This window comes from Collimonas sp. OK607 (assembly GCF_900111995.1).
Taxonomy (GTDB): Bacteria; Pseudomonadota; Gammaproteobacteria; order Burkholderiales; family Burkholderiaceae_D; genus Collimonas.
In genome coordinates this window covers 21,757-43,410 of the sequence record NZ_FOKF01000023.1, presented here as the reverse complement: position 1 = coordinate 43,410, position 21,654 = coordinate 21,757, and the positions used below count along the sequence as shown (strand labels likewise).

Below are 21,654 nucleotides of genomic sequence, written 5' to 3'. Positions count from 1 at the left end.
TATTTACCTTGCGGAAAGATATTTCATATACCACCTGAAGCTATCAAGCACCTGACCCCGTTTCATCAGGAAACGGGAATACATCCGCATCTCTTTATAGTTTCTTGGCACCGGATCAAGCGCAAGGTCAGCCCAGGGCGAAAGCGCCTGGTATTTGACGAATAAGTCCCGGGATGCATGCAAACACCAGTCATTCCACGGTTTTACCGCGCCAGCGAAGTGAATGAAGACCACCTTGCCGATATCGCGCATCTGGCGCTTGTCTTTTTGCAGGTCATGGATCAGGTCATAGAGGAAATTCCATTTCCGGTCGATGTACTTGATTTTTCCTTCCAGCACCACGTTGAGCGCGTCCTGATCCGGGAACCTGTAGTCCTTGCCGTTTTCGAGAATGGCAAGGATGGTCTTTTCAGTGATTTCCTGCGCCATCCAGTTATCCACGTGCATGTACATCACACCGGAATTGAAATATTTTTGCGATGACAATTGCAAGGCTGCGCAGCGCCTCCGGGTGGTTTCATCGGCATCCGGCACGACGATCGCCGCGCTATCGCCGAAATCCATTTGCAGCAACTCAGCCATGCTGCCGACGCACAGGATATCCGCGTCCAGGTAGAGAACCTTGTCGCACATTCCACGCAAAGTGGTGGGGATCAGCAGGCGTGTAAAGATGGTCGGTGAATAGTAAGAGAACTGCGAGATGTGCGCGAACGGCTGGAAAACCGCCGGATCGATGATGTGCACATGCGTCTTGAGCTCGTACATCTGTTCCAGCTCTTTGAAGCGCCTGCGGTTATCCTCTGAAAGTGAAAAGGCGAACACATGGAAAGTGAAAGTCACGCCCGGGCTGTTGGCGATGATGGAGGCGATCGTCGCTCCCATGCTGCGGCAATAGTGGTCGTCGACACAGAAGGCGATGTGGAAAGAATTGTCAGCTTCGCCGGAAGCGTTAAGAGCGTCAGGAGCGGCAGCAGCAGTCGGTAAAGAACTATTCATGTAAACCTTACATAAGGATGATGTCGTATTGCTCCTGCGGATAAACCGTTTCCACTTGCAGGGAAATCGGTTTATGAATGAAATCGCCCAGCATGGCCAGATGCTGCGATTCTTCTTCGAGGAACATGTCGACCACCACCTGCGATGCCAGGATGCGGAATTCGCGTGGATTGAACTGTTTGGCTTCGCGCAGTACTTCGCGCAGGATTTCGTAGCAAATGGTGCGCGCAGTCTTGACCTGGCCCTTGCCGTTACAGGCGGGGCAGGGCTCGCACAAGATATGCGCCAGCGATTCGCGCGTGCGTTTGCGGGTCATTTCCACCAGGCCCAGCGCGGAAAATTCCGATACCGATTTCTTGGTACGGTCGCGCAGCAGGGCTTTGTGCAATTCGGCCAGCACCGCAAGCTTGTGCTCGCTATTCTCCATATCGATGAAGTCGAGAATGATGATGCCGCCCAGGTTACGCAACCTGAGCTGGCGCGCGATGGCGTGGGCCGCTTCCAGATTGGTTTTGAAAATGGTGTCGTCGAAATTGCGGCCGTTGACGAAACTGCCGGTGTTGACGTCGATGGTAGTCATCGCTTCAGTCTGGTCGACGATCAGGTAGCCGCCCGACTTGAGCGGCACGCGGCGGCTCAATGCTTCCTGGATTTCTTCTTCTACGCCGTACAGGTCGAACAAGGGACGCTCACCGGTGTAATGCATCAGCCGTGCTGTGACCGACGGCGTGTAGCTGGCGGCGAATTCTTGCAGCTTCTGGAAATTCTCGCGCGAGTCGACCTGGATGGTGGTGGTCTCGTCGTTGACAAAATCACGCAGCACGCGCTGTGCCAGACTCAAGTCCTGATGCAGCAAGGTCGGCGCCGGTTTGCTTTTTGCCAGCAGCGTGATGGACGACCAGGTTTTGCGCAAATACTCGATGTCCATCTGCAGATCGGCATCCGAAGCGTCTTCGGCCATGGTGCGGATGATGAAACCGCCTTTTTCCTCAGGCGGCAGCAGCTTTTGTACTTTGTTCTTCAGCAGTTCGCGCTCGGCTTCATTTTCAATCCGTTGCGAAATGCCGATATGCCGGTCTTGCGGCAGATACACCAGCATCCGGCCGGCGATGGAAATCTGGGTCGACAGCCTGGCGCCTTTGGTGCCGATAGGGTCTTTCACCACTTGCACCGTCAGCGACTGGCCGTCGAACAGCAGTTTTTCAATCGGGGTCTGCTGCGCCGCCTGGCCATCGTGGGCACGGGTTTCCCATATGTCGGCGACGTGCAGAAAGGCTGCGCGCTCGAGTCCGATATCGATAAATGCCGATTGCATGCCGGGTAGCACACGAACCACTTTACCCAGATAGATATTGCCGGCCAGGCCGCGCGACAGCGTGCGTTCGATATGCAATTCCTGTACCGCTCCCTGGAAAATCAGCGCAACGCGCGTTTCCTGGGGGGTGATATTGACGAGGATGTCTTCGCTCATAAAATGCGGATGCCTGCCTGTTGTAGTAGTTGCGCGGTTTCGAAAAGAGGTAAGCCCATGATGCCTGAATGGCTGCCGCGTATGCTTTCGATGAAAATCGCTGCCGGCCCCTGGATGCCATAAGCACCGGCCTTATCGTAAGGCTCGCTGGTATTGCAGTAGGCTTCGATCATGGCCTCTGGCAGCTCTTGGAATAAGACATCGGAAACTTGGGTGAGTTGCCAGGATTCTTCACGGTTGATGACAGCAACGCTGGTGAGGACCTGATGGGTGCGGCCCGACAAGAGTCGCAACATGGCGATCGCCTCGGCCTTGCCGGAAGGTTTGCCGAGAATCCGGCCATCGATTGTCACCGTGGTATCGGCAGCCAGGATAGGGCGTGCCGGCAAACTGCGCCAGATCATCATCTGGCGTGCAGCCTGGGCCTTTTCCATGGTCACCCTGGCGACATAATCCTGCGGCGATTCGTCCGGCAAGACTTCTTCGCTGACATCGGGGCCGCGCGGCGTCTGGTCACGCAGCAGCAGCAATTCAAACGCGACGTCGATCTGTCGCAGCAACTCCCGCCGGCGCGGGCTTTTCGAGGCAAGGTAGATTTTCTGGAAAGGATTTTTCATTGCTGGCGGTTACGGCGACGCGTCGTCTGATAATTCCAGCGATTATTACAGAGTTACATAGGTATTGGGTGGCTTATTGGCGCGTCCAAGGGTATCACAGGGGGCAAAGGGTTCAGACTCGGTGATAAGGATGGTTCTGTGTAATCGACCAGGCCCGGTAAAGCTGTTCGGCCAGCAGCACCCTGACCATGCCGTGCGGTAGAGTCAGGCTGGAGATGCGCAGCAAGCTATCGGCACCGGCCTTGAATTCGGGATCCAGGCCATCGGCGCCGCCAATGATGAAGGCGACATCACGCCCGTCGCGCTGCCATTGGGTCAGCTGTTGCGATAACTGGACACTGGTAAGGTCTTTGCCGCGCTCATCGAGGGCGATGATACGCACGCCTTTCGGCAGTACTGCCTCGATCCGGCTGCGTTCCAGCGCCATGGCTGTTTCCGCGGTCTTGCTGCCGGAGCGCTCGACTGGCTTGATTTCCTTGAGGACGATGCGGCAATCCGGCGGCATGCGTTTCGCATACTCGCCGAAGCCGTTTTCTATCCATGCCGGCATCTTGTGGCCGACCGCAGCGATGATGAGCTGCATGAGGATGCTATGGATGCAGCAGCTTATTCAGCTGCTTTGGTTTTTGCCGGAGCACGCTTGACAGCAGGTTTCTTGGCAGGCGCTTTCTTTGGCGCGGCAGCCTTTTTGGGGGGCACCGAGCTCTTCGATGGTGCGACCTTGATGGTTTTGCCGACTGCCTTCTTGGTGCCGTCAGTCTTGACCGGCTTCTTGCGCGCTGGCGCTTTCTTCGGCGTTTCTTCTTCTGCCTTCAATGCTTGCGAAGTAGTCAGGTGGCGCGAAACCTTCTTCGGCGCTGCTTCTTCAGCTGCAGTCTGGGTGGAAAGCCGTTTGGCGGCGCCGAACTTGACTTCCTTGTCGCCCCAGATTTCTTCCAGGCGGTAGTAAGCGCGGATCGCCGGTTGCATGATGTGCACCACCATGTCGCCCATGTCGACCAGTACCCATTCGCCAGTATCTTCGCCTTCGACGCTGAGAATCGTGCCGCCGTTTTCCTTGACCTTATCGCGTACCGAGGAGGCCAGCGCTTTGGTTTGGCGATTGGAGGTACCGGAAGCAATCGCGATACGATCGAACAAACCGGTCAGGTGGACCGTGTCGTAGACGCGAATGTCTTGGGCTTTGACGTCTTCGAGTGCATCGATGACGAGACTTTGTAGTTTTTTGATATCCATTTAATTCTTATAGAGATGGTGTTGTTCAATATAGTCCAGTACTGCCGCCGGGACCAGCGTATCGGGTCTTTTTGCATTGTGCAGCGCGGAACGAATTTCTGTTGCCGAAATGTCTACAGCTAAATTTTTCGCCAGGTAGGTCAAACCGTGCGCGCTCTGGCGAATCTGCTCCGGGGTGGCGGCGCGGCGTGTAAATTCGCGCGTAACCTCGGCTGGAACCCGTGATTCGTCCATGGCAAAACCGGGCCGCGAGGCCACGCCCAGATGGGCATAGTCAAACAAGCGATTCCAACCCTGCCAGCTGTTCAAGTGCTGCAACTGGTCTGCACCCATCAGGAACACGATAGACGCCTGCGGCCCAAGTTCGGCCCGCAATGCTTGCAACGTATCTATCGTATACGTCGCGGTCTGCCGCTGGATTTCCTGCTGGTCGATGACGACCGCTACGCTTTGCTGGCTAAATGCACGCCTGACCATCTCCACCCGTTGCTCCGGAGTGGCTTGCAGACCATGCTTTTGCCAGGGGTTGCCGGTAGGAATCACCCGCAACTCGTCTGGCGCCAACAAGGTCACAAAGTATTTCGCCAGCGCCACATGACCATTATGGACCGGATCGAAACTACCGCCGAGGACTGCGATACATGGCCTGGGCCCAGGCCCGGAGGTTTGATTGGATGTCATAGGAGAACTGCCCATCAAACCCACTCGCGATGGATCAGAAAATCGGTATATAGCTTGGCTTCCGGGCTTCCAGCCGCCGGTTGCCAGTCGTAACGCCACTTGACCACAGGTGGCATCGACATCAGGATGGACTCGGTACGTCCCCCGGATTGCAGACCGAACAAAGTGCCGCGATCATACACTAAATTGAATTCAACATAGCGGCCGCGACGATATGCCTGGAAATCGCGCTCGGTTTCACCGTAGGGAATATCCTTGCGGCGCGCCAGGATCGGGATATATGCCGGGATGAAAGCATTGCCGACGCTCTGCATCATCGCAAAGCTCTGTTCGAATCCCAACTGGTTGAAATCATCGAAGAAAATGCCGCCGACGCCGCGCGGTTCCTTGCGGTGCTTCAGATAGAAGTAGTCGTCACACCATTTTTTGAAGCGCGGGTAAAGCGCGGTATCCTGGCTGCCAGCGTCGTCAAACGGCGTCAAGGCGTCGCGGCAGCTACGGTGAAAATGCTCGACGTCTTCCGTAAAGCCGTAATACGGCGTCAGATCGATGCCACCGCCAAACCACCATACCGGCTCCTGGCCTTCTGCGCTGGCGATAAAGAAGCGCACGTTCATGTGCACGGTGGGTGCAAACGGGTTGCGCGGATGCATGACCAGCGACACGCCCATGGCTTCCCAGTGCCGGCCTGCAAGCTCGGGACGGTTGGCGGCTGCCGACGGCGGCAGGCTTTTTCCCATCACGTGCGAAAAGCCGACGCCGCCGCGTTCCAGTACGTTGCCTTCTTCGATGATGCGCGAAATGCCGCCGCCACCTTCTGCGCGCTGCCATTGATCGCTGCCGAACGGCTTGCCGTCAATCTGTTCCAGCGCCGCGACGATACGCGCTTGCAGGTCGAGCAAGTAGAATTTGACGGCCTCGGCCGGATTGTCGGGAGTGATGTTTAAGCTCATCGAGAGATAGAGGTAGTGCTTGCGCTAAAAGAAGTAGGGTGGGCAAGTTCTTTTGCCCACGCTGCAATGCACTGCGGCACTAAGTCGGCGTGGCATCCCGCGTGGGCGCGGGAGCCCACCCTACGTGTTAAATGTGCCCGATCAGGCATGCTTCTTGAGTGCCCGCCAACCGATATCGCGGCGGAATTGCGCACCGCTGAAATGAATCGAGTCGATCACGCTATAAGCTTGCTTCTGTGCCACTTTGACACTGTCGCCCAGGCCGACTACGCAGAGAACCCGGCCACCGGAAGTGGTCAGGCGCTCGCCGTTGAGGGTGGTGCCGGCATGGAATGTGACTGTGTCGGCAGTCTCGGCGGGAATCCCGGAAATCAGGTCATCCTTGCGCGGAGCGTCGGGGTAACCGGCTGCGGCCATCACCACGCCCAGCGCGGTACGGCGATCCCACTCCAGTTCAATCGTGTCCAGTGTGCCGCTGACAGCATGTTCCATCACCGTCAGCAGATCGGTTTTCAGGCGCGCCATGATCGGCTGGGTTTCCGGATCGCCCATGCGGCAATTGAACTCCAGTGTCTTCGGGTTGCCTTTGTCGTCGATCATCAGGCCGGCATACAAAAAGCCGCTGAATGGAATGCCGTCCTTGGCCATGCCTTGCACGGTGGGAGTAATGATTTCCCGCATGACGCGCGCGTGCAATGCCGGGGTGACGATCGGCGCCGGTGAATAAGCGCCCATGCCGCCGGTGTTCGGGCCCTGGTCGTCATCCTTGAGGCGTTTATGGTCCTGGCTGGTTGCCAGCGGCAAGATGTTCTTGCCGTCGACCATGACGATGAAGCTGGCTTCCTCGCCCGCCAGGAATTCTTCGATCACCACGCGTGCACCGGCATCGCCAAGGCGATTGTCGGACAGCATCATGTCGACTGCGCCATGCGCTTCTTCGAGCGTCATGGCGACCACTACGCCTTTGCCGGCAGCCAGGCCATCGGCCTTGATGACGATCGGGGCGCCTTTTTGGTCGATGTATTGATGGGCAGCGTCGACGTCGGAGAAAGTTTGATATTCGGCAGTCGGGATGTGATGCCGTTGCATGAACGACTTGGCGAAGTCTTTCGAGCTTTCCAGCTGCGCCGCTTCACGCGTCGGTCCGAAAATCTTCAAACCGCGGTCGCGGAAGATATTCACGATACCGGCAGCCAGCGGGGTTTCCGGGCCGACTACGGTCAGCGCGACATGTTCCCGCACGACGAAATCCGCGAGCTCCGCAGGATCGGTAATGTTGATGTTTTCCAGCCGCTGATCCAGCGCCGTACCGCCATTGCCAGGCGCGACGTAGACAGTTTGTATGCGCGGTGATTGGGCGATTTTCCACGCCAGGGCATGCTCACGGCCGCCAGAGCCCACTACCAGAATTTTCATAAGAACCTGATTCAGTCTTCGATTATTGCGTTACTGTAAATTTCTTGCACGTCGTCCAGGTTTTCCAGGGCGTCGAGCAGCTTTTGCATCTTGATCGCATCGTCGCCCGAAAACACAGTTTCGGTCGCCGGCTTCATGATTATTTCCGCCATTTCAGCCTTGAAACCGGCTTTTTCCAATGCCTCTTTGAGTGCTGCAAAATCATGTGGTGCGGAAATAACTTCAATCCCGCCTTCGTCATCGGTAACGACATCCTCGGCGCCGGCTTCCAGCGCGGCTTCCATCAAGGCGTCCTCATTGGTGCCAGGCGCGAACAGCAACTGGCCGCAATGCTTGAACATGAAGGCTACCGAGCCTTCGGTGCCCATGTTGCCGCCGAACTTGGAAAACGCATGGCGGACTTCAGCCACGGTGCGGATTCTGTTGTCAGTCATGCAATCGACAATGATGGCGGCGCCGTTGATGCCGTAGCCTTCGTAACGCACTTCTTCATAGTTGACGCCATCCAGGCCGCCGCTGCCGCGCTGGATTGCCCGGGTTACGTTATCCTTTGGCATATTGGCATCGGATGCCTTGTCGATTGCCAGCCGCAAACGCGGGTTGGCATCGACATCGCCGCCGCCCATACGGGCTGCCACAGTGATTTCCTTGATCAGTCGGGTCCAGATTTTGCCGCGTTTGGCATCGGTGGCGGCCTTCTTATGCTTAATGTTGGCCCATTTGCTGTGTCCAGCCATGATGGTTCTTTCTTGCTTGAGTTAGCTATAATCAAAGCGCAATTTTACCATATTGCACTTTCCTGAAATCGACTGAAATCCACTGCTTATCCACTTATTTACCTACCAGCCAAGCCTGCCAAAACATGTCAAATCCCCTCCTGATTGCCAAAAACGCCCAGCAAGACCTGACGCTTCTGCCTGCATTGGTGAACCGCCACGGCTGCATCACCGGCGCCACCGGTACCGGTAAAACTGTGACTTTGCAGGTCATCGCCCAAGCACTGTCGGACAGTGGCGTGCCGGTATTCATGGCGGACGTCAAGGGCGACCTGGGCGGTCTCGGCAAGGCTGGAGCGGCGTCGGACAAGCTCAAGCAGCGCCTCGCAACACTCGGAATCGATGAACCGAAATGGGCGGCGACGCCTGTGACTTTCTGGGATGTGTACGGCGCGCAGGGACATCCGGTGCGGGCCACCATTTCCGACATGGGGCCGTTGCTGCTGGCGCGCATGCTCAATCTGAACGACACGCAACAGGGGGTGCTGCAGCTGGTTTTCAAGATTGCCGACGATAACGGCTTGCTGTTGCTGGATCTGAAGGACCTGCGGGCGATGCTGCAGCACGTCGGCGATAACGCCGCCAGCTTCCAGACCGAATACGGCAATATTTCCGCCGCCAGCATCGGCGCTATCCAGCGCGGCCTGATCGGCATCGGCGAGCAGGGCGGGGAGCAATTCTTCGGCGAGCCGATGCTGAACATCGACGACCTGATCCAGACCGACGGCAACGGTAAGGGCGTGGTGAATATCCTGGCTGCCGACAAACTGATGAACGCACCGCGCCTGTATTCCACCTTTTTGCTGTGGATGCTGTCGGAGCTGTTCGAGCATCTGCCGGAAGTCGGCGATCTGGACAAGCCGAAGCTGGTGTTCTTCTTCGATGAAGCTCATTTGCTGTTCAGTGAAGCGCCTAAACCTTTGCTGCAAAAAATCGAACAGGTGGTGCGCCTGATCCGCTCCAAAGGCGTAGGCGTATTCTTCGTCACGCAAAATCCGCTGGATATTCCCGATACCGTGCTGGGCCAGTTGGGCAACCGCGTGCAACATGCGTTGCGCGCCTATACGCCACGCGACCAGAAGGCAGTGCAAGCCGCCGCCGATACCTTCCGCGCCAACCCGGCATTGAATACTGCGCAAATCATCAGCGAGCTCGGCGTCGGCGAGGCGCTGGTGTCTTTCCTGGATGAGAAAGGCCGTCCGAATATCGTCGAGCGCGCCTTCATCCTGCCGCCGGCATCGCAAATCGGCCCGCTCACAGATGACGAGCGCAAACAGTTGATGGCAACCTCGATCGTCGCCGGCGTGTATGAAGCTGCGGTCGACCGTGAGTCCGCGTATGAAAAACTGAAAGGACGTGCCGCTGCTGCCTCGGCGCCATCTGCCAAAGGTGGCGCTGAAGCGGGTGCAGATTCTTCAAGTGATTCCAGCAGCGGTTCAAGCACTTCGTGGGGCAGCGTATTGGGAGGGCTGCTCGGCGGTGGTTCGGGGCGCAAGGACAGCGTGGTGCAAGCGGTAGTCAAATCCGCTGCACGCACTATCGGCTCGCAAGTCGGCCGTGAATTGATACGCGGCGTATTGGGATCCTTGCTGAAAAAGAAGTGAGATTGTCTGTCTTCCGTGATTGCGTTTTCCCGGCGGGGAGGGGAGCGAATTTTTTCTGTTCGTTCCTATCCGCTCCCTTAGCAACGCGATTTCCACATACCTATTACAATTCCATCACGGGCAAGCAATGAGCAGCAAGTTACACCCTGGTAGTCGCCAGATTTTTCTTGGCGGCTTGGCAATCGCGGTCGCCGGCGCCATTCTGTTTTCCGCCAAGGCGATCGTCGCCAAGCTGATATATCGTTATCAGGTTGATGCGGTGTTGCTGATTACGTTTCGCATGTTGTTTGCGTTGCCCTTGTTTGCTGCTGTGGCCTTGTGGAAGGCGCGTAGCGAAGCGCCGCTGTCGAATGGCGACTGGGTGCGGATTGTGGTGCTGGGACTGATCGGGTACTACCTGTCGAGTTTTCTCGATTTTCTCGGTTTGCAGTATATTTCTGCCGGGTTGGAGCGCTTGATCCTGTTCTTGACGCCTTCGTTCGTGCTGTTGATGTCGTTCTTGTTTTATCGGCGCCGGGTGAGTTGGCTGGAATGGATTGCTTTACTGATTTCCTATTTGGGAACGGTGCTGGTGTTCCTGCACGATGTACGTCTGGGCGGATCGAATATCGGCCTGGGTAGCGCGCTGGTGCTAGGCGCGGCAATCAGTTATGCGCTGTACCTGATGCTCTCGGGTGAATTGGTGAGCCGGGTCGGTGCGATGCGTCTGGTGGCCTACGCGATGTGCGTGTCTTGTGCCGCTTGTATTTTGCAATTCGTGCTGTTACGGCCGTTGCCGATCCTGTGGCAACAGCCGCCGGCGGTGTATGGCTTGTCCATCATTAATGCGGTGTTTTGCACTGTATTGCCGGTATTCATGACGATGATCGCAGTGGCGCGCATCGGTCCGGCGACTGCGGCGCAGGCCGGCATGGTGGGGCCGGTCTCCACTCTGTTTTTGGGGGCATTGATTTTGGCGGAACCGATTACCGCGATTCAATTGACCGGTACCGGTCTGGTGTTGGTTGGTATTTATCTGATTTCAAAAAAGAAATCGTAGAAAAAGTAAGAAAAAACAAAAAAAACAAAAACAAGAGCAAAAAAAGAGCAAAAAACGGGGATTTGAGGAAGTTAGACGCACTATTTGGAGGTGATAACAATCATGGTAAAAGCAATCAGGATGTCGAGGACCGGTGGCCCGGAAGTGATGGAGTATGTCGACGTGGAGGTCGGCGAGCCAGGGTTGGGCGAAGTGCGGATACGGCATGTCGCTTGCGGTCTGAATTTCATCGATGTCTACTTTCGCACCGGCTTGTATCCGCAGCCATTGCCAGGCGGCCTGGGGCAGGAAGCTGCCGGCGTGATCGAGGCGGTTGGCGCTGGCGTGCAGCATGTCAAAGTGGGGGATCGGGTATCGTATGCCGCGCGTCCAAATGGCGCGTATTCCGAAGCACGTGTGATGCCTGCCGCGTTCCTGGTCAAATTACCGGACTCCATCAGTTTCGATACAGCCGCAGCGATGACGTTGCAAGGCCTGACTGTGCAATACCTGTTTCGCCGTACCTTCCCTTTACGCGGTGGCGAAACCATCCTGTTTCACGCGGCTGCCGGCGGCGTCGGCCTGATTGCCTGCCAATGGGCCAAAGCGCTGGGCGTAACCATGATCGGCACGGTCAGCTCAGCTGAAAAAGCGGCGCTGGCGACAGCAGCCGGTTGCACCCATGTGATCAATTACAAAACCGAAAATTTCGTCGAACGGGTGCGGGAAATTACCGGCGGCAAAGGCGTGCCGGTGGTCTATGACTCGATCGGCAAGGATACCTTCATCGGCTCGCTGGATAGCCTGGCGCCACTGGGCACCATGGTCAGTTTCGGCAACGCTTCCGGCGCGGTGCCACCGTTCAGCCTGAATGAGCTGGCTTCGCGCGGTTCGCTGACTATCACCCGGCCTTCGCTGCCTAGCTATATTTCCAGTCGGGCCGACCTGGATGCGGCGGCAGCAGACCTGTTCCAGATGGTGGACAGTAAGAAAATCACGATTGAAATCAATCAGCGCTATGCCTTGAAAGATGTGGCGCAAGCGCATATCGATCTGGAGTCGCGTAAAACCACCGGCTCCACTATTTTGATTCCCTGAGACAGCTATGAATGACCCCCTGAAACAGTCGCAGCAACCGGATGCACATCTGGACAACCCGATGAATCATCCGGAAGAGCCGGCAACCGGCAGCGACGGTTCGCCCAAGTTTGGCCGCTTGCTGATCGTGCTGGTGCTGTCGGTGATACTGATCGGTTTCATCACGTTTGCCAGCGAATGGTTTTATAGCTGAAAACACTCCCGTGCAATACAAAAACGGCCTGTGGTCTCATCGAAATGAGAGCACAGGCCGTTTTGTCGTATGGGAGATTTCTACGGGATTTCTATTTTTGATCTTCAACCTTTAACTTCACCTGATGCGGGACACCGCTTTTCCCCGGGAAATCGGTAAATGCACTGCGTATCAGATACGGCATCACAGCCGGCAGCGAATTCATCTTGCCTTCGCTGGTGACGGTGACGTCATACAGTTTTTGACCATTGCCGGCGCGCGTGATCGTGATATTCAGGCGACGTTGGAATAATTGATAGTTGTATTCGCGTTGCCCCACCACTTGTGGTGCGTACCAGAACGGGTCGTAAAACGGGCTGTAGATCCCAGGTCGTCCCCAGCCGTAAGGTCCGTAAGGGCCGTACCACATCGGGTCGGCCACGACCGGCTCCACCACGCGGACCTCGCGCCCGGCGATGTCGTAGTGAAGGGCGACTTTCAATTCTGGAGTGGAGTTGCCGGCAGGCACGAATCCCAGGCGTTGTAGTTCTGCAGCCACCAGATTTTCGTAATTCCGGTATTCCAGGTCGTTGTCCTGTGCCGGCGTATGCGCGAATACATAGGATTTATTCGGCAAATCGGCGGGCCATTCGTTAAAGGCGGTAACGTCGCTGCTGATGACGGTGGCACAGCCGCTCAGCAGCAGGGTAAGTGCAGCTAAACCGAGACTAATGATGCGTTTCATGTATTTCCTCTTCGTGGGGGATGTGCAGACCCGTTCCATGGCTTGCCTGATAGGCGGCTCTGGTGTTGGCAGCGTCAATTCCGTCGGGCTGGCGGAGATGGCCGGACTATGCGTATTTTAGCCAAGTCCTCATAGTGTTGCTCTATCGCTTTGTCACGCTCTGTAACCTGAGCGACCAGCTCACAACTTGATAGAAACAAATAAATGATTTTATGACAATTTTAATGAATTTGCACGCCAAGGCCATATTTGCAGTTTGATAGCGTCAGATCGCCGATAGGGTTGCAAACTCGTCGCAAATCACATGAAGCTTTACGTTTTGATTGGTAGAATCACAGTCTGCCCGAATTATTGAGACTAACCGGCCACCTTATCGGCCACGTTATTAACCTAGTTACTGAGCAAGTCACTGAGCGATCCTTAGCTGACCCACTTAGTTGCCGACTGTAGTTACCAGCCATAGTTATCAACCGTAGTTATCAATCGCAGTTATCAAAATTAACCGTAACCAGACTACTTCCCATGCGCACAGATACTTCCGCTACACCACTCACTATCCTTCGTAAGGATTACACCGTTCCCGCCTTCCTGGTCGACACCGTCGACATGGGTTTCGATCTCGATCCCGCAGCGACCCGTATTGCCACCCGCATCACGATGCGCCGCAATCCGGCCAGCAGCAGCAAGGAAATCGTCCTATTCGGCGAAGAACTGGAACTGGTGCAATTGCGCCTCAACGGCAAGCAATTGAAACCTGGCCAGTACCAGCTGGAAGCCGGAAAATTGCGTATCGCATCGGCGCCGGCCAAGGTCGTGCTGGAAATTGAAACGCTGACCAGCCCGGAAAAGAATACGTCGTTGATGGGTTTGTATGTGTCCAACGGCAATTTCTTCACCCAGTGCGAAGCTGAAGGCTTCCGCAAGATTACCTATTTTCCGGACCGTCCCGATGTGATGGCCAAGTACACCGTCATGCTGCGCGCAGACAAGAAGAAATATCCGGTGCTGCTGTCGAACGGCAATCTGATCGAAGAGGGCGACCTGGCCGATGGCCGTCACTACGCCAAATGGGAAGACCCGTTCAAGAAACCGTCCTATCTGTTTGCGCTGGTGGCCGGCAACCTGGTTTGCCAGGAGCAAAAATACACATTGAAATCCGGCCGCGAAGTCTTGCTGCAGGTCTGGGTAGAAGACGGCAACCTCGACAAGACCCAGCACGCAATGGATTCGCTGATCAATAGCATTCGCTGGGATGAAGAGCGCTTCGGCCTGGAGCTTGACCTCGATCGCTTCATGATCGTTGCCGTCGGCGACTTCAACATGGGCGCGATGGAAAACAAGGGCCTGAACATTTTCAATACCAAATATGTTCTGGCCAATTCGCGTATCGCCACCGATGTCGACTACGCTAATATCGAAGCCGTAGTCGGCCATGAATATTTCCATAACTGGACTGGTAACCGCGTCACTTGCCGCGACTGGTTCCAGCTGTCCTTGAAAGAAGGCTTGACCGTATTCCGCGACCAGGAATTTTCAGCGGACATGGTCGGCACCGACAGCGGCCGCGCCGTCAAGCGGATCGATGATGTGCGCGTCTTGCGCCAGGCGCAGTTCCCTGAAGACGCAGGCCCGATGGCGCACTCGGTGCGGCCTGACTCCTACGTTGAGATCAATAATTTCTACACTGTCACGATTTATGAAAAGGGCGCCGAAGTAGTGCGCATGTACCAGACTTTGTTTGGCCGCGACGGCTTCCGCAAGGGTATGGACCTGTACTTCGAACGCCACGACGGCCAGGCAGTAGAGTGCGACGATTTCCGTGCCGCGATGGTAGATGCCAACGGCCGCGATCTGAGCCAGTTCGAACGCTGGTACAGCCAGGCCGGCACACCGCGGGTGCAGGTGCAAAGCAAGTACGACGCCGCCAAGAAAACCTACGAGCTGACACTGTCGCAGACCTGCGCCGCGACTCCTGGCCAGTCCAAGAAATTGCCATTCCATATTCCGGTTGCGGTCGGCCTGCTCGACGCTAACGGCAAGGACATGGCGTTGCGCCTGAGCACAGACGGCAAAGGTAGCGCCGCCGATGAAACCACGCGCGTGCTTGAGCTGACCAAAGCGCAGCAGATTTTCCGTTTCGTCGATGTGGCCGAAGCACCGGTGCCGTCGATCTTGCGTAATTTTTCCGCGCCGGTGGTGCTGGATGTCGAATACAGCGATGCCGAGCTGGCCTTCCTGTTGGCGCACGACAGCGATCCATTCAATCGCTGGGAAGCCGGCCAGCGCCTGGCTACACGTAGCTTGCTGGCGTTGACCGCAGCAGTCCAGGGGGCCTCGTTAGCCGGCCATGTAGTTGCGCTGCAAGACGTCTTGAACAACGCAGCCTCGAATAGCGGCGCCTTGGGGACGGCATTCGGCTTGATACTTAACGATGCAACGCTTGACGCTGCTTTCCGCGAGCTAGCCTTGACGCTGCCGTCGGAAGCGCTGCTGGCAGAGCAGACCGAAGTGATCGACCCGCAAGCGATCCACCGGTCGCGTCAATACCTGCGCGGCAAGCTAGGCCTGGCGCTCAAGGATGATCTGTTGACCGCTTATCACGCCAACCAGACACCAGGCGCTTACAGCCCTGATGCAGAAGCTTCCGGCAAGCGCGCGTTGAAGAACGTAGCGCTGGCGTATCTGATCCAGGCCGACGATGCCGATGCGCATACGCTGGCACAGCAACAATACGATAACGCCAACAACATGACCGACCGCCTGGCCGCACTGGTCGCGCTGACCAACAGCAGCGCGCCAGGGAAGGCCGCTGCCCTGGAAAAATTCTATAAGGATTTCGAACAGGAAGCGCTGGTCATCGACAAGTGGTTCGCCTTGCAAGCTACGGCTTACACTGCCGATGTTGCGGCTATCCGCACTTTGTCGGAACATCCAGCCTTCACGCTGAAAAACCCGAACCGTGCGCGCAGCTTGATTTTTAGTTTCTGCAGCGGCAATCCGGTCAATTTCCATGCGGTCGACGGCAGCGGTTATGAATTCTGGGCAGACCAGGTGATCGCACTCAACGGTGTTAACCCGCAAGTTGCGGCACGGCTGGCGCGCAGCCTGGATCGCTGGCGCAAATACGCGCCGGCGCTGCAGGAAAAAATGCGCACCGCTTTGCAACGCGTCGCAGCAGCACCGAACTTATCGAAGGATGTACTTGAAGTCATCGGCAAAGCGCTAGCCAATTAGTTTTTGATTTCACTGCAAGTTTTATTTTTAGTCGCGGGTTTTCCCGCGGCTGACAGTGACAAGACAGTGAAGAGCCACAATAAAGAAAGAGTAATATGAAACGTATCAGTCTTACCCAGCATTTGATAGAGCAGCAACGTCTGCACAACAGCATTCCGGCAGAACTGCGCCTGCTGATCGAAGTAGTCGGCCGCGCCTGCAAAACCATCAGCCACGCTGTCGGCAAAGGTGCGCTGGGTGAAGTGCTGGGCAGCGCCGGTAGCGAGAACGTGCAAGGCGAAGTTCAGAAAAAACTGGATATCATTTCCAATGAAATCCTGCTGGAAGCCAATGAGTGGGGTGGTCACCTGGCCGCCATGGCTTCGGAAGAAATGGAATCCATCCATCCGATTCCAAACCGCTATCCGCAAGGCGAATACTTGCTTTTGTTCGACCCGCTCGACGGCTCCAGCAATATCGACGTCAATGTTTCCATCGGCACTATTTTCTCGGTGCTGAAAGCACCGGATGGCATGAGTTCGCCGACCGAACAGGATTTCATGCAGTCAGGCCGCAAGCAGGTTGCTGCCGGCTACGCTGTGTACGGCCCGCAAACCATGCTGGTGCTGACTACCGGTAACGGCGTGCACTGCTTTACCCTGGATCGTGAGATGGGTTCGTGGGTATTGACCCAGCGCGACATGCAGATCCCGGCAGAGACCAAGGAATTTGCAATTAACGCGTCTAACGCTCGCCACTGGCATCCGCCGGTCACGCGTTACGTCAACGAAATGCTGGCCGGCAGCACCGGTCCGCGTCAAAAAGACTTCAACATGCGCTGGATTGCATCGATGGTCGCTGACGTCCACCGTATCCTGAACCGCGGCGGCATCTTCATGTACCCGGCTGATGCGCGTGAACCGGACAAGCCAGGCAAGCTGCGCCTGATGTACGAAGCCAACCCGATGGCCTTCATCGTCGAGCAAGCCGGCGGCGCAGCCACTGACGGCAAGCAGGCGATCCTGGATATCCAGCCTGAGAAATTACACCAGCGTGTGCCGGTGTTTCTCGGTTCCAGGAGCGAAGTCGAACTGGTGACGCGCTACCATCAGGAATAGGCCGGAAAAAGCAGGAACCCTCTCTGCGAGGCCTGGTCAGAAGTAGATCAGGCGCTTCGCGGAGTGCGATGACGGCAAAACGCCAGACCTAGTAAAATCGCACACCTGCAGCAATCGCATTTGCAGAAATATTAATCAATGAATACAAGAGGAACAGATTGAAAACAGCACTAGTCGGAGATAAGGATATCCCCGAATTCGATCACGATATCATGACCAACCTGCTGATCAAGACGGTAGAGTTGAACGTTGTCCGGCAAGAGCAGATATTGCTCGGCATCCGCAATGCAAAGCAAGAAATCTACCGCGTTATCGGCGCTTCCAGCAGCAAGCAGTTCATCAATGCATCGGAAGAGCTGGAAGACCTGGGCTTGAGCAATGAGTTGGACGAAGCCGATCGCGCCAAGAACGGCTACGACGCGATTTTCGGTTTAAGCGAGTAACAGTTCAGCCTGATACTGTCAGCTCGGTTCAGCGGGCTGACAGGGTTAAAAGGGGGGAGGTCGACACCTTCCGCTTTCCCTTCCTCCGCCTGTCCCCAAGGCATGCCCGTTCGTGTCCACTCGTGCTTGCGTCCTGCAGCCACTTGCGATTCCTTTAAGTTCTCCCTTCTGATCCGGCACGTCAATACCAGGCTTGTGTCTGCGACTAGAGCAAACCTGTCGGTAACACCGCATTTTTGGCTTCATTATATTTCCATAAGGAAATATAATGGCCGCTGCGTTCAACCAGGGGGACATAATAATGAAAGCAATCATTGCACTGACGGTGCTCACGATCATTGTCATGGCAGTTATCGCCGTGCTAACTCGGGAGAAGCAGGCGATCCAGCAGAAGCGCCGTGAATACATCAAGAAAAAGCCTTTGTCGAACAACGAGCAAGTCATGTACTGGCGACTGGTCGGTGCGCTGCCTGATTACATGGTGCTGGCGCAAGTCGGTTTGAGCCGTTGCCTTGGCACTAAAGATAGCGGCGGCCTGGATACCCTGACATCGAAGAATCTGGATTTCGTGATTTGCGACAAAGCCAGTGACGTGGTTGCGGTAATTGAAATCGATACCAAGAATCATAACAACAAGACCCTCAGCAAAGAGGATGAGCAAAAGTACAAAGCGCTGAAAAAGGCCGGCATCGATATCATCAGGTGGCGCGCAAATTCACTGCCAAGCGAAGCTGACATCAGAGAGCGGTTTACGTTATTGGATCCCAGCAAAAAGCTGCGGGTAGTGAAGAGCAAGACTCATCAAACCAGCATTTTCGGAATAGGCATAGGCAAATATCGCAACACCGGAGCCGGTTGATCTGTACAAGTTCAGTCACTACTGAATCGCTCTGCCTTTACCAGGCACTTTTGGGCCGATAAATTACGATTTATAGGCAGTGTCATGAGCGACGAGCGTCACACGGAAGAACTCAGGATTGCGGGTGCAGGCAAATTTTTGATTGTTATCGCCATGATGAATTATATGTAATAATTCATTGTTAAATATGCTATATGGAGAAACTCAAATGCGTAAGCAACTGCCGTTTTTAGTGAGTGTCGTTTTGGTTAGTTGTTTAATTACCGCCTCTCATGCGGCAAACCTGCGGTTTTTGAATGACACGCCGATGACCTATCTGAAACCGAAAGACAAGACATCGCTCGTCGCAGCTGTCGATAGTGTTCTGACCAATAAAGGGGATGGCGAGACGCAGCAATGGACCAATGACGGTCTGGGTAATTCTGTGGCTATTCAGGCTGAGTTGAGTGCTGCGGACACAGTCAAGACAGATGCCAGGATCTGTCGCAGAATACATATTGCGCTTCATGCAAAAGGCCAGGATCAGACTTTGTCGATACCTGCTTGCAAGACGGCTGAGGGAAACTGGGCAGTGCAAAAAAAATGAATACGTTGGAAGCCTCCTATCTCGACTGGTCTGAGGCTTTCCGGGTTTTCATCAGTGGCAAAACCACATACAGCAAATATCAGGTCAAGCCTGAACTAGTAACATCTCATGTCGTAACCACGCAGTTACGGCCATGATTTTTTGCACGGTAAAGCCGCTCGTCCGCGGCACGGAAAATCGTATCGATGGTATTGCCATCGTGGCCGAACTGCGAAACGCCAATACTCACCGTGAGTATCACTTTCGGCACAGCGACGCTGGTAAACGCGGTGCTTTCCGTGGCCGACCGGATGCGTTCGCCAATCGCCATTGCCACTTCGAGCGTTGCCAGCGGCAGTAAGATCATGAACTCCTCGCCACCCATGCGCGCCACACCGTCATAAGGGCGGATCTCTTCCATGCATTTCTGCACGAACCCCTGTAACACTTCGTCGCCTACCTGATGGCCGTAATGGTCGTTGATGGCCTTGAAATTATCCAGGTCGAGAGCCAACAGGGAAAACGATAGATTGTCCCGTTTTGCCCTGGCGATTTCAGCGTCTACAAGTTCAATAAAATGACGCCGGTTGGAAGCGCCGGTCAACGGATCGGTGGATGCCAGGTGCTCCAGCATCTGGTTGCTATGCTTCAATTCTTGCAATGCGTTTTCAGTCCTCACCATCGACATCGCCAGGCAATTCACCATTTCTTCCTGATTGTAGATATTGGAGAATGAACGGGTAGTGTGGAATGCCTGGATGATGCCGTAGCTGAGGAAGAAAAAGCCGCCGGCAAAAATGGCATGCGCCAGCCACCACATGTGATTCCACGGGCGGCCAAGAATGAAGGCTAACGATGACAAGCCGAACAAAGCGATCGAAATGCCGAAAATCGTCATCAGCGGCGAGCGGATGCGGCCGGCCAACATGATAGTGATGTTGAGGGCGGAAAAGAACAGCGCACCGCCTTCCATCGTCAGGCGCACCGCCGGACTTCCGGCAATTGGCGAGTAAGCGACAATCGCAACCGCGATGTCGATCAGCAAGAACACTGCTACCCATAGCAGCCATGAGCGTGGATTGACGCGCTGTTCTGGCGTATCTGGTTCCAGGTTGAATGACAACAAACCAATCAGCAGCAATATCGCCATTGCAAAACGGGATGCCGGACCATACAGCAGGAATAGCCAGATATTGTGATGCGCCATGCCGGTAAACACGCCGTGCGGGGCATAGATCAGGGTAAAACCGAGAAAACCCAAGGTCAGCCAGCGCAGCATCGGTTCGCCGGACGACCGATAGCAGCGCCAACTCACATAGGTAATAAAAAGACCTTCAAGGGTGGCCGCAGCAATGGCAATTTCATGGAAGAGGTGATTGTCGAACTTAAGCGTCGGATCCTGGAAGAAATACAGGTAGGCAATCAAGGCAGCGGGAGATAGTGCGAAGACGGCAAGCAAGAAAGCCGTATAAATTTTGGTCACCCGGCGGATTGGCTCTGGCCGCACGCCGATTGTTGCGCTCATGTCCATATGCATCCTCAACCGTGATGATGGTTCGGTCGTCTCCGTTAGTTAGCGGCGACACATCAGTTCATAAATTTACAGTCGAAAACAAATTCCGGCAAGCAAGGCAGCAATTAACTTATATCACGTAGGTCGTGGCGATGAAAGTGCTTGCAAGATTGGCATCTTTTCAGCCCGTGACAAATTCTGCTATCGCTCCGCGCATAAGTAGCTGTAGCTGGAATTTCGCATAAGCATCTGTAAATAGATTCGTTCACGCCATACGGCATTCTCCGTAGCATCCAGTGCTATCGACATAACCTGTCATAACAGGCGGGAATGCATCATGAAAAATTTTCGTACGCTGGAGCTGTCGCCGGTTCCCTTGTATACCCAGGTCAAGGAGAATTTGCGGGAACGCATACTGGACGGCAGTTATGCGCCGCATGCCCAACTGCCTGCGGAAAGTGAGATGAGCGCGATTTTCGGCGTTAGTCGCATCACTATCCGCCAGGCATTGAGCGATCTCCAGAAGGAAGGCGTGATCTTCAAGATTCCCGGTAAGGGCAGCTTCGTATCGAAGCCGAAAGCTTTCCAGCAATTGACGCAGCTGGAAGGTTTTGCAGAAGCGATGTCGCGCATGGGTTATGAAATCTACAATCAGGTAATCAGCCACAAAATCATCAATGCGCCGCCCAAGGTGGCGCAGCAATTCGGGTTGAGCGCAGGCGTACCGATCACCGAAATCAAGCGCATCCGTTTTCTGAATCGCGAGCCGGTTTCCCTTGAGATTACTTATTTGCCGCAGGAAATCGGTGAACGTTTGCGCAAGGAAGACTTGGCGACACGGGATATCTTTCTGATCCTGGAGAATGACTACGGCATCGCACTGGGCCATGCCGATTTGCAAATCGACGCCTTGCTGGCCGATGTCACCCTGGCGCATGCGCTGCGCGTGCCGGAAGGTACGGCGTTGCTACGTCTACAGCGCTTGACGCATCGCGCCGACCGCACGCCGCTGGACTTCGAATACCTATACTTCCGCGGCGACGCCTTCCAATACCGCTTACAGATCGAGCGCAAAGCAGCTGATGCCACAGCTTCACCATCGCCTGCGCGCAAGCTTGACAACAAGACGCGCAGCACCGCCTCCGAATAACCGGGAACAC

General features: G+C 55.3%; 22 protein-coding genes. 11 read left to right on the top strand and 11 right to left on the bottom strand.

Annotation, left to right across the window (positions count from 1 at the left end):
• Positions 1–3: 3 nt before the first annotated feature.
• The 9 genes from BM029_RS16105 to BM029_RS16065 form a co-directional block, all read right to left on the bottom strand.
• Positions 4–996: a glycosyltransferase family 8 protein gene (locus tag BM029_RS16105; RefSeq protein WP_092437696.1), complete on the bottom strand. Its 993-nt coding sequence runs from the start codon at positions 994–996 to the stop codon at positions 4–6.
• Positions 997–1,003: 7 nt separating this feature from the next.
• Complete coding sequence (gene rng, locus BM029_RS16100; RefSeq protein ID WP_092437694.1) at positions 1,004–2,467, bottom strand: ribonuclease G; 1,464 nt, start codon at positions 2,465–2,467, stop codon at positions 1,004–1,006.
• On the bottom strand, positions 2,464–3,084 hold the full coding sequence (locus tag BM029_RS16095) for a Maf family protein (protein ID WP_092437693.1): 621 nt from the start codon (positions 3,082–3,084) through the stop codon (positions 2,464–2,466). Before BM029_RS16095 ends, rng begins: the two co-directional genes overlap by 4 nt.
• A gap of 112 nt (positions 3,085–3,196) precedes the next feature.
• On the bottom strand, positions 3,197–3,667 hold the full coding sequence (gene rlmH, locus BM029_RS16090) for a 23S rRNA (pseudouridine(1915)-N(3))-methyltransferase RlmH (protein WP_092413734.1): 471 nt from the start codon (positions 3,665–3,667) through the stop codon (positions 3,197–3,199).
• Positions 3,668–3,690: 23 nt separating this feature from the next.
• Complete coding sequence (gene rsfS / locus BM029_RS16085; RefSeq protein ID WP_092437691.1) at positions 3,691–4,320, bottom strand: ribosome silencing factor; 630 nt, start codon at positions 4,318–4,320, stop codon at positions 3,691–3,693.
• Positions 4,321–5,001 (bottom strand): nicotinate-nucleotide adenylyltransferase, encoded by a 681-nt coding sequence (locus tag BM029_RS16080; protein ID WP_092437689.1) that lies wholly within the window; start codon positions 4,999–5,001, stop codon positions 4,321–4,323.
• A gap of 14 nt (positions 5,002–5,015) precedes the next feature.
• Positions 5,016–5,954 (bottom strand): oxygen-dependent coproporphyrinogen oxidase, encoded by a 939-nt coding sequence (gene hemF, locus BM029_RS16075; RefSeq protein ID WP_092437687.1) that lies wholly within the window; start codon positions 5,952–5,954, stop codon positions 5,016–5,018.
• Positions 5,955–6,095: 141 nt separating this feature from the next.
• A complete protein-coding gene (gene purD / locus BM029_RS16070; protein WP_092437685.1) occupies positions 6,096–7,370 on the bottom strand; it encodes a phosphoribosylamine--glycine ligase in 1,275 nt (424 codons plus the stop codon).
• A gap of 11 nt (positions 7,371–7,381) precedes the next feature.
• Complete coding sequence (locus tag BM029_RS16065) at positions 7,382–8,107, bottom strand: YebC/PmpR family DNA-binding transcriptional regulator (RefSeq protein WP_092413724.1); 726 nt, start codon at positions 8,105–8,107, stop codon at positions 7,382–7,384.
• A gap of 125 nt (positions 8,108–8,232) precedes the next feature.
• Here BM029_RS16065 and BM029_RS16060 point away from each other — a divergent pair, with 125 nt between their 5' ends.
• The 4 genes from BM029_RS16060 (at position 8,233) to BM029_RS16045 (ending at position 12,059) form a co-directional block, all read left to right on the top strand.
• A complete protein-coding gene (locus BM029_RS16060) occupies positions 8,233–9,750 on the top strand; it encodes a helicase HerA-like C-terminal domain-containing protein (protein ID WP_092437683.1) in 1,518 nt (505 codons plus the stop codon).
• A 127-nt stretch (positions 9,751–9,877) separates the two neighbouring features.
• A complete protein-coding gene (locus BM029_RS16055) occupies positions 9,878–10,789 on the top strand; it encodes a DMT family transporter (RefSeq protein ID WP_092437681.1) in 912 nt (303 codons plus the stop codon).
• 102 nt (positions 10,790–10,891) lie between these two features.
• Entirely contained in the window at positions 10,892–11,866 is a 975-nt protein-coding gene (locus BM029_RS16050; RefSeq protein WP_092437679.1) for a quinone oxidoreductase family protein, read from the top strand.
• A gap of 7 nt (positions 11,867–11,873) precedes the next feature.
• A complete protein-coding gene (locus BM029_RS16045) occupies positions 11,874–12,059 on the top strand; it encodes a hypothetical protein (RefSeq protein WP_092437677.1) in 186 nt (61 codons plus the stop codon).
• Positions 12,060–12,150: 91 nt separating this feature from the next.
• Here the strand turns inward: BM029_RS16045 and BM029_RS16040 are convergent, their stop codons facing one another.
• Complete coding sequence (locus BM029_RS16040; RefSeq protein WP_092437675.1) at positions 12,151–12,783, bottom strand: DUF4136 domain-containing protein; 633 nt, start codon at positions 12,781–12,783, stop codon at positions 12,151–12,153.
• Here BM029_RS16040 and BM029_RS26465 point away from each other — a divergent pair.
• The 6 genes from BM029_RS26465 (at position 12,782) to BM029_RS16015 (ending at position 19,002) form a co-directional block, all read left to right on the top strand.
• Positions 12,782–12,904: a hypothetical protein gene (locus BM029_RS26465; RefSeq protein WP_256381611.1), complete on the top strand. Its 123-nt coding sequence runs from the start codon at positions 12,782–12,784 to the stop codon at positions 12,902–12,904. The genes BM029_RS16040 and BM029_RS26465 overlap by 2 nt on opposite strands.
• Positions 12,905–13,305: 401 nt before the next feature.
• Positions 13,306–16,017: an aminopeptidase N gene (gene pepN / locus BM029_RS16035; protein WP_092437674.1), complete on the top strand. Its 2,712-nt coding sequence runs from the start codon at positions 13,306–13,308 to the stop codon at positions 16,015–16,017.
• A gap of 95 nt (positions 16,018–16,112) precedes the next feature.
• Complete coding sequence (locus tag BM029_RS16030) at positions 16,113–17,114, top strand: class 1 fructose-bisphosphatase (RefSeq protein WP_092437672.1); 1,002 nt, start codon at positions 16,113–16,115, stop codon at positions 17,112–17,114.
• A gap of 158 nt (positions 17,115–17,272) precedes the next feature.
• On the top strand, positions 17,273–17,557 hold the full coding sequence (locus BM029_RS16025) for a hypothetical protein (protein WP_092437670.1): 285 nt from the start codon (positions 17,273–17,275) through the stop codon (positions 17,555–17,557).
• Positions 17,558–17,858: 301 nt separating this feature from the next.
• Positions 17,859–18,416, top strand: coding sequence for a DUF2726 domain-containing protein (locus BM029_RS16020; RefSeq protein ID WP_170851103.1), 558 nt, complete (start codon positions 17,859–17,861; stop codon positions 18,414–18,416).
• Between the two features lie 208 nt (positions 18,417–18,624).
• Positions 18,625–19,002 carry an RT0821/Lpp0805 family surface protein gene (locus tag BM029_RS16015; protein ID WP_092437666.1) on the top strand — a complete coding sequence of 126 codons (378 nt, stop codon included), beginning with the start codon at positions 18,625–18,627 and terminating at the stop codon, positions 19,000–19,002.
• A 106-nt stretch (positions 19,003–19,108) separates the two neighbouring features.
• Here BM029_RS16015 and BM029_RS16010 read toward each other — a convergent pair whose 3' ends face one another.
• Entirely contained in the window at positions 19,109–20,512 is a 1,404-nt protein-coding gene (locus tag BM029_RS16010) for a GGDEF domain-containing protein (protein WP_371329128.1), read from the bottom strand.
• 319 nt (positions 20,513–20,831) lie between these two features.
• Here BM029_RS16010 and BM029_RS16005 point away from each other — a divergent pair, with 319 nt between their 5' ends.
• Positions 20,832–21,644 carry a GntR family transcriptional regulator gene (locus BM029_RS16005; RefSeq protein WP_092437663.1) on the top strand — a complete coding sequence of 271 codons (813 nt, stop codon included), beginning with the start codon at positions 20,832–20,834 and terminating at the stop codon, positions 21,642–21,644.
• The last annotated feature ends 10 nt before the right edge of the window (positions 21,645–21,654 follow it).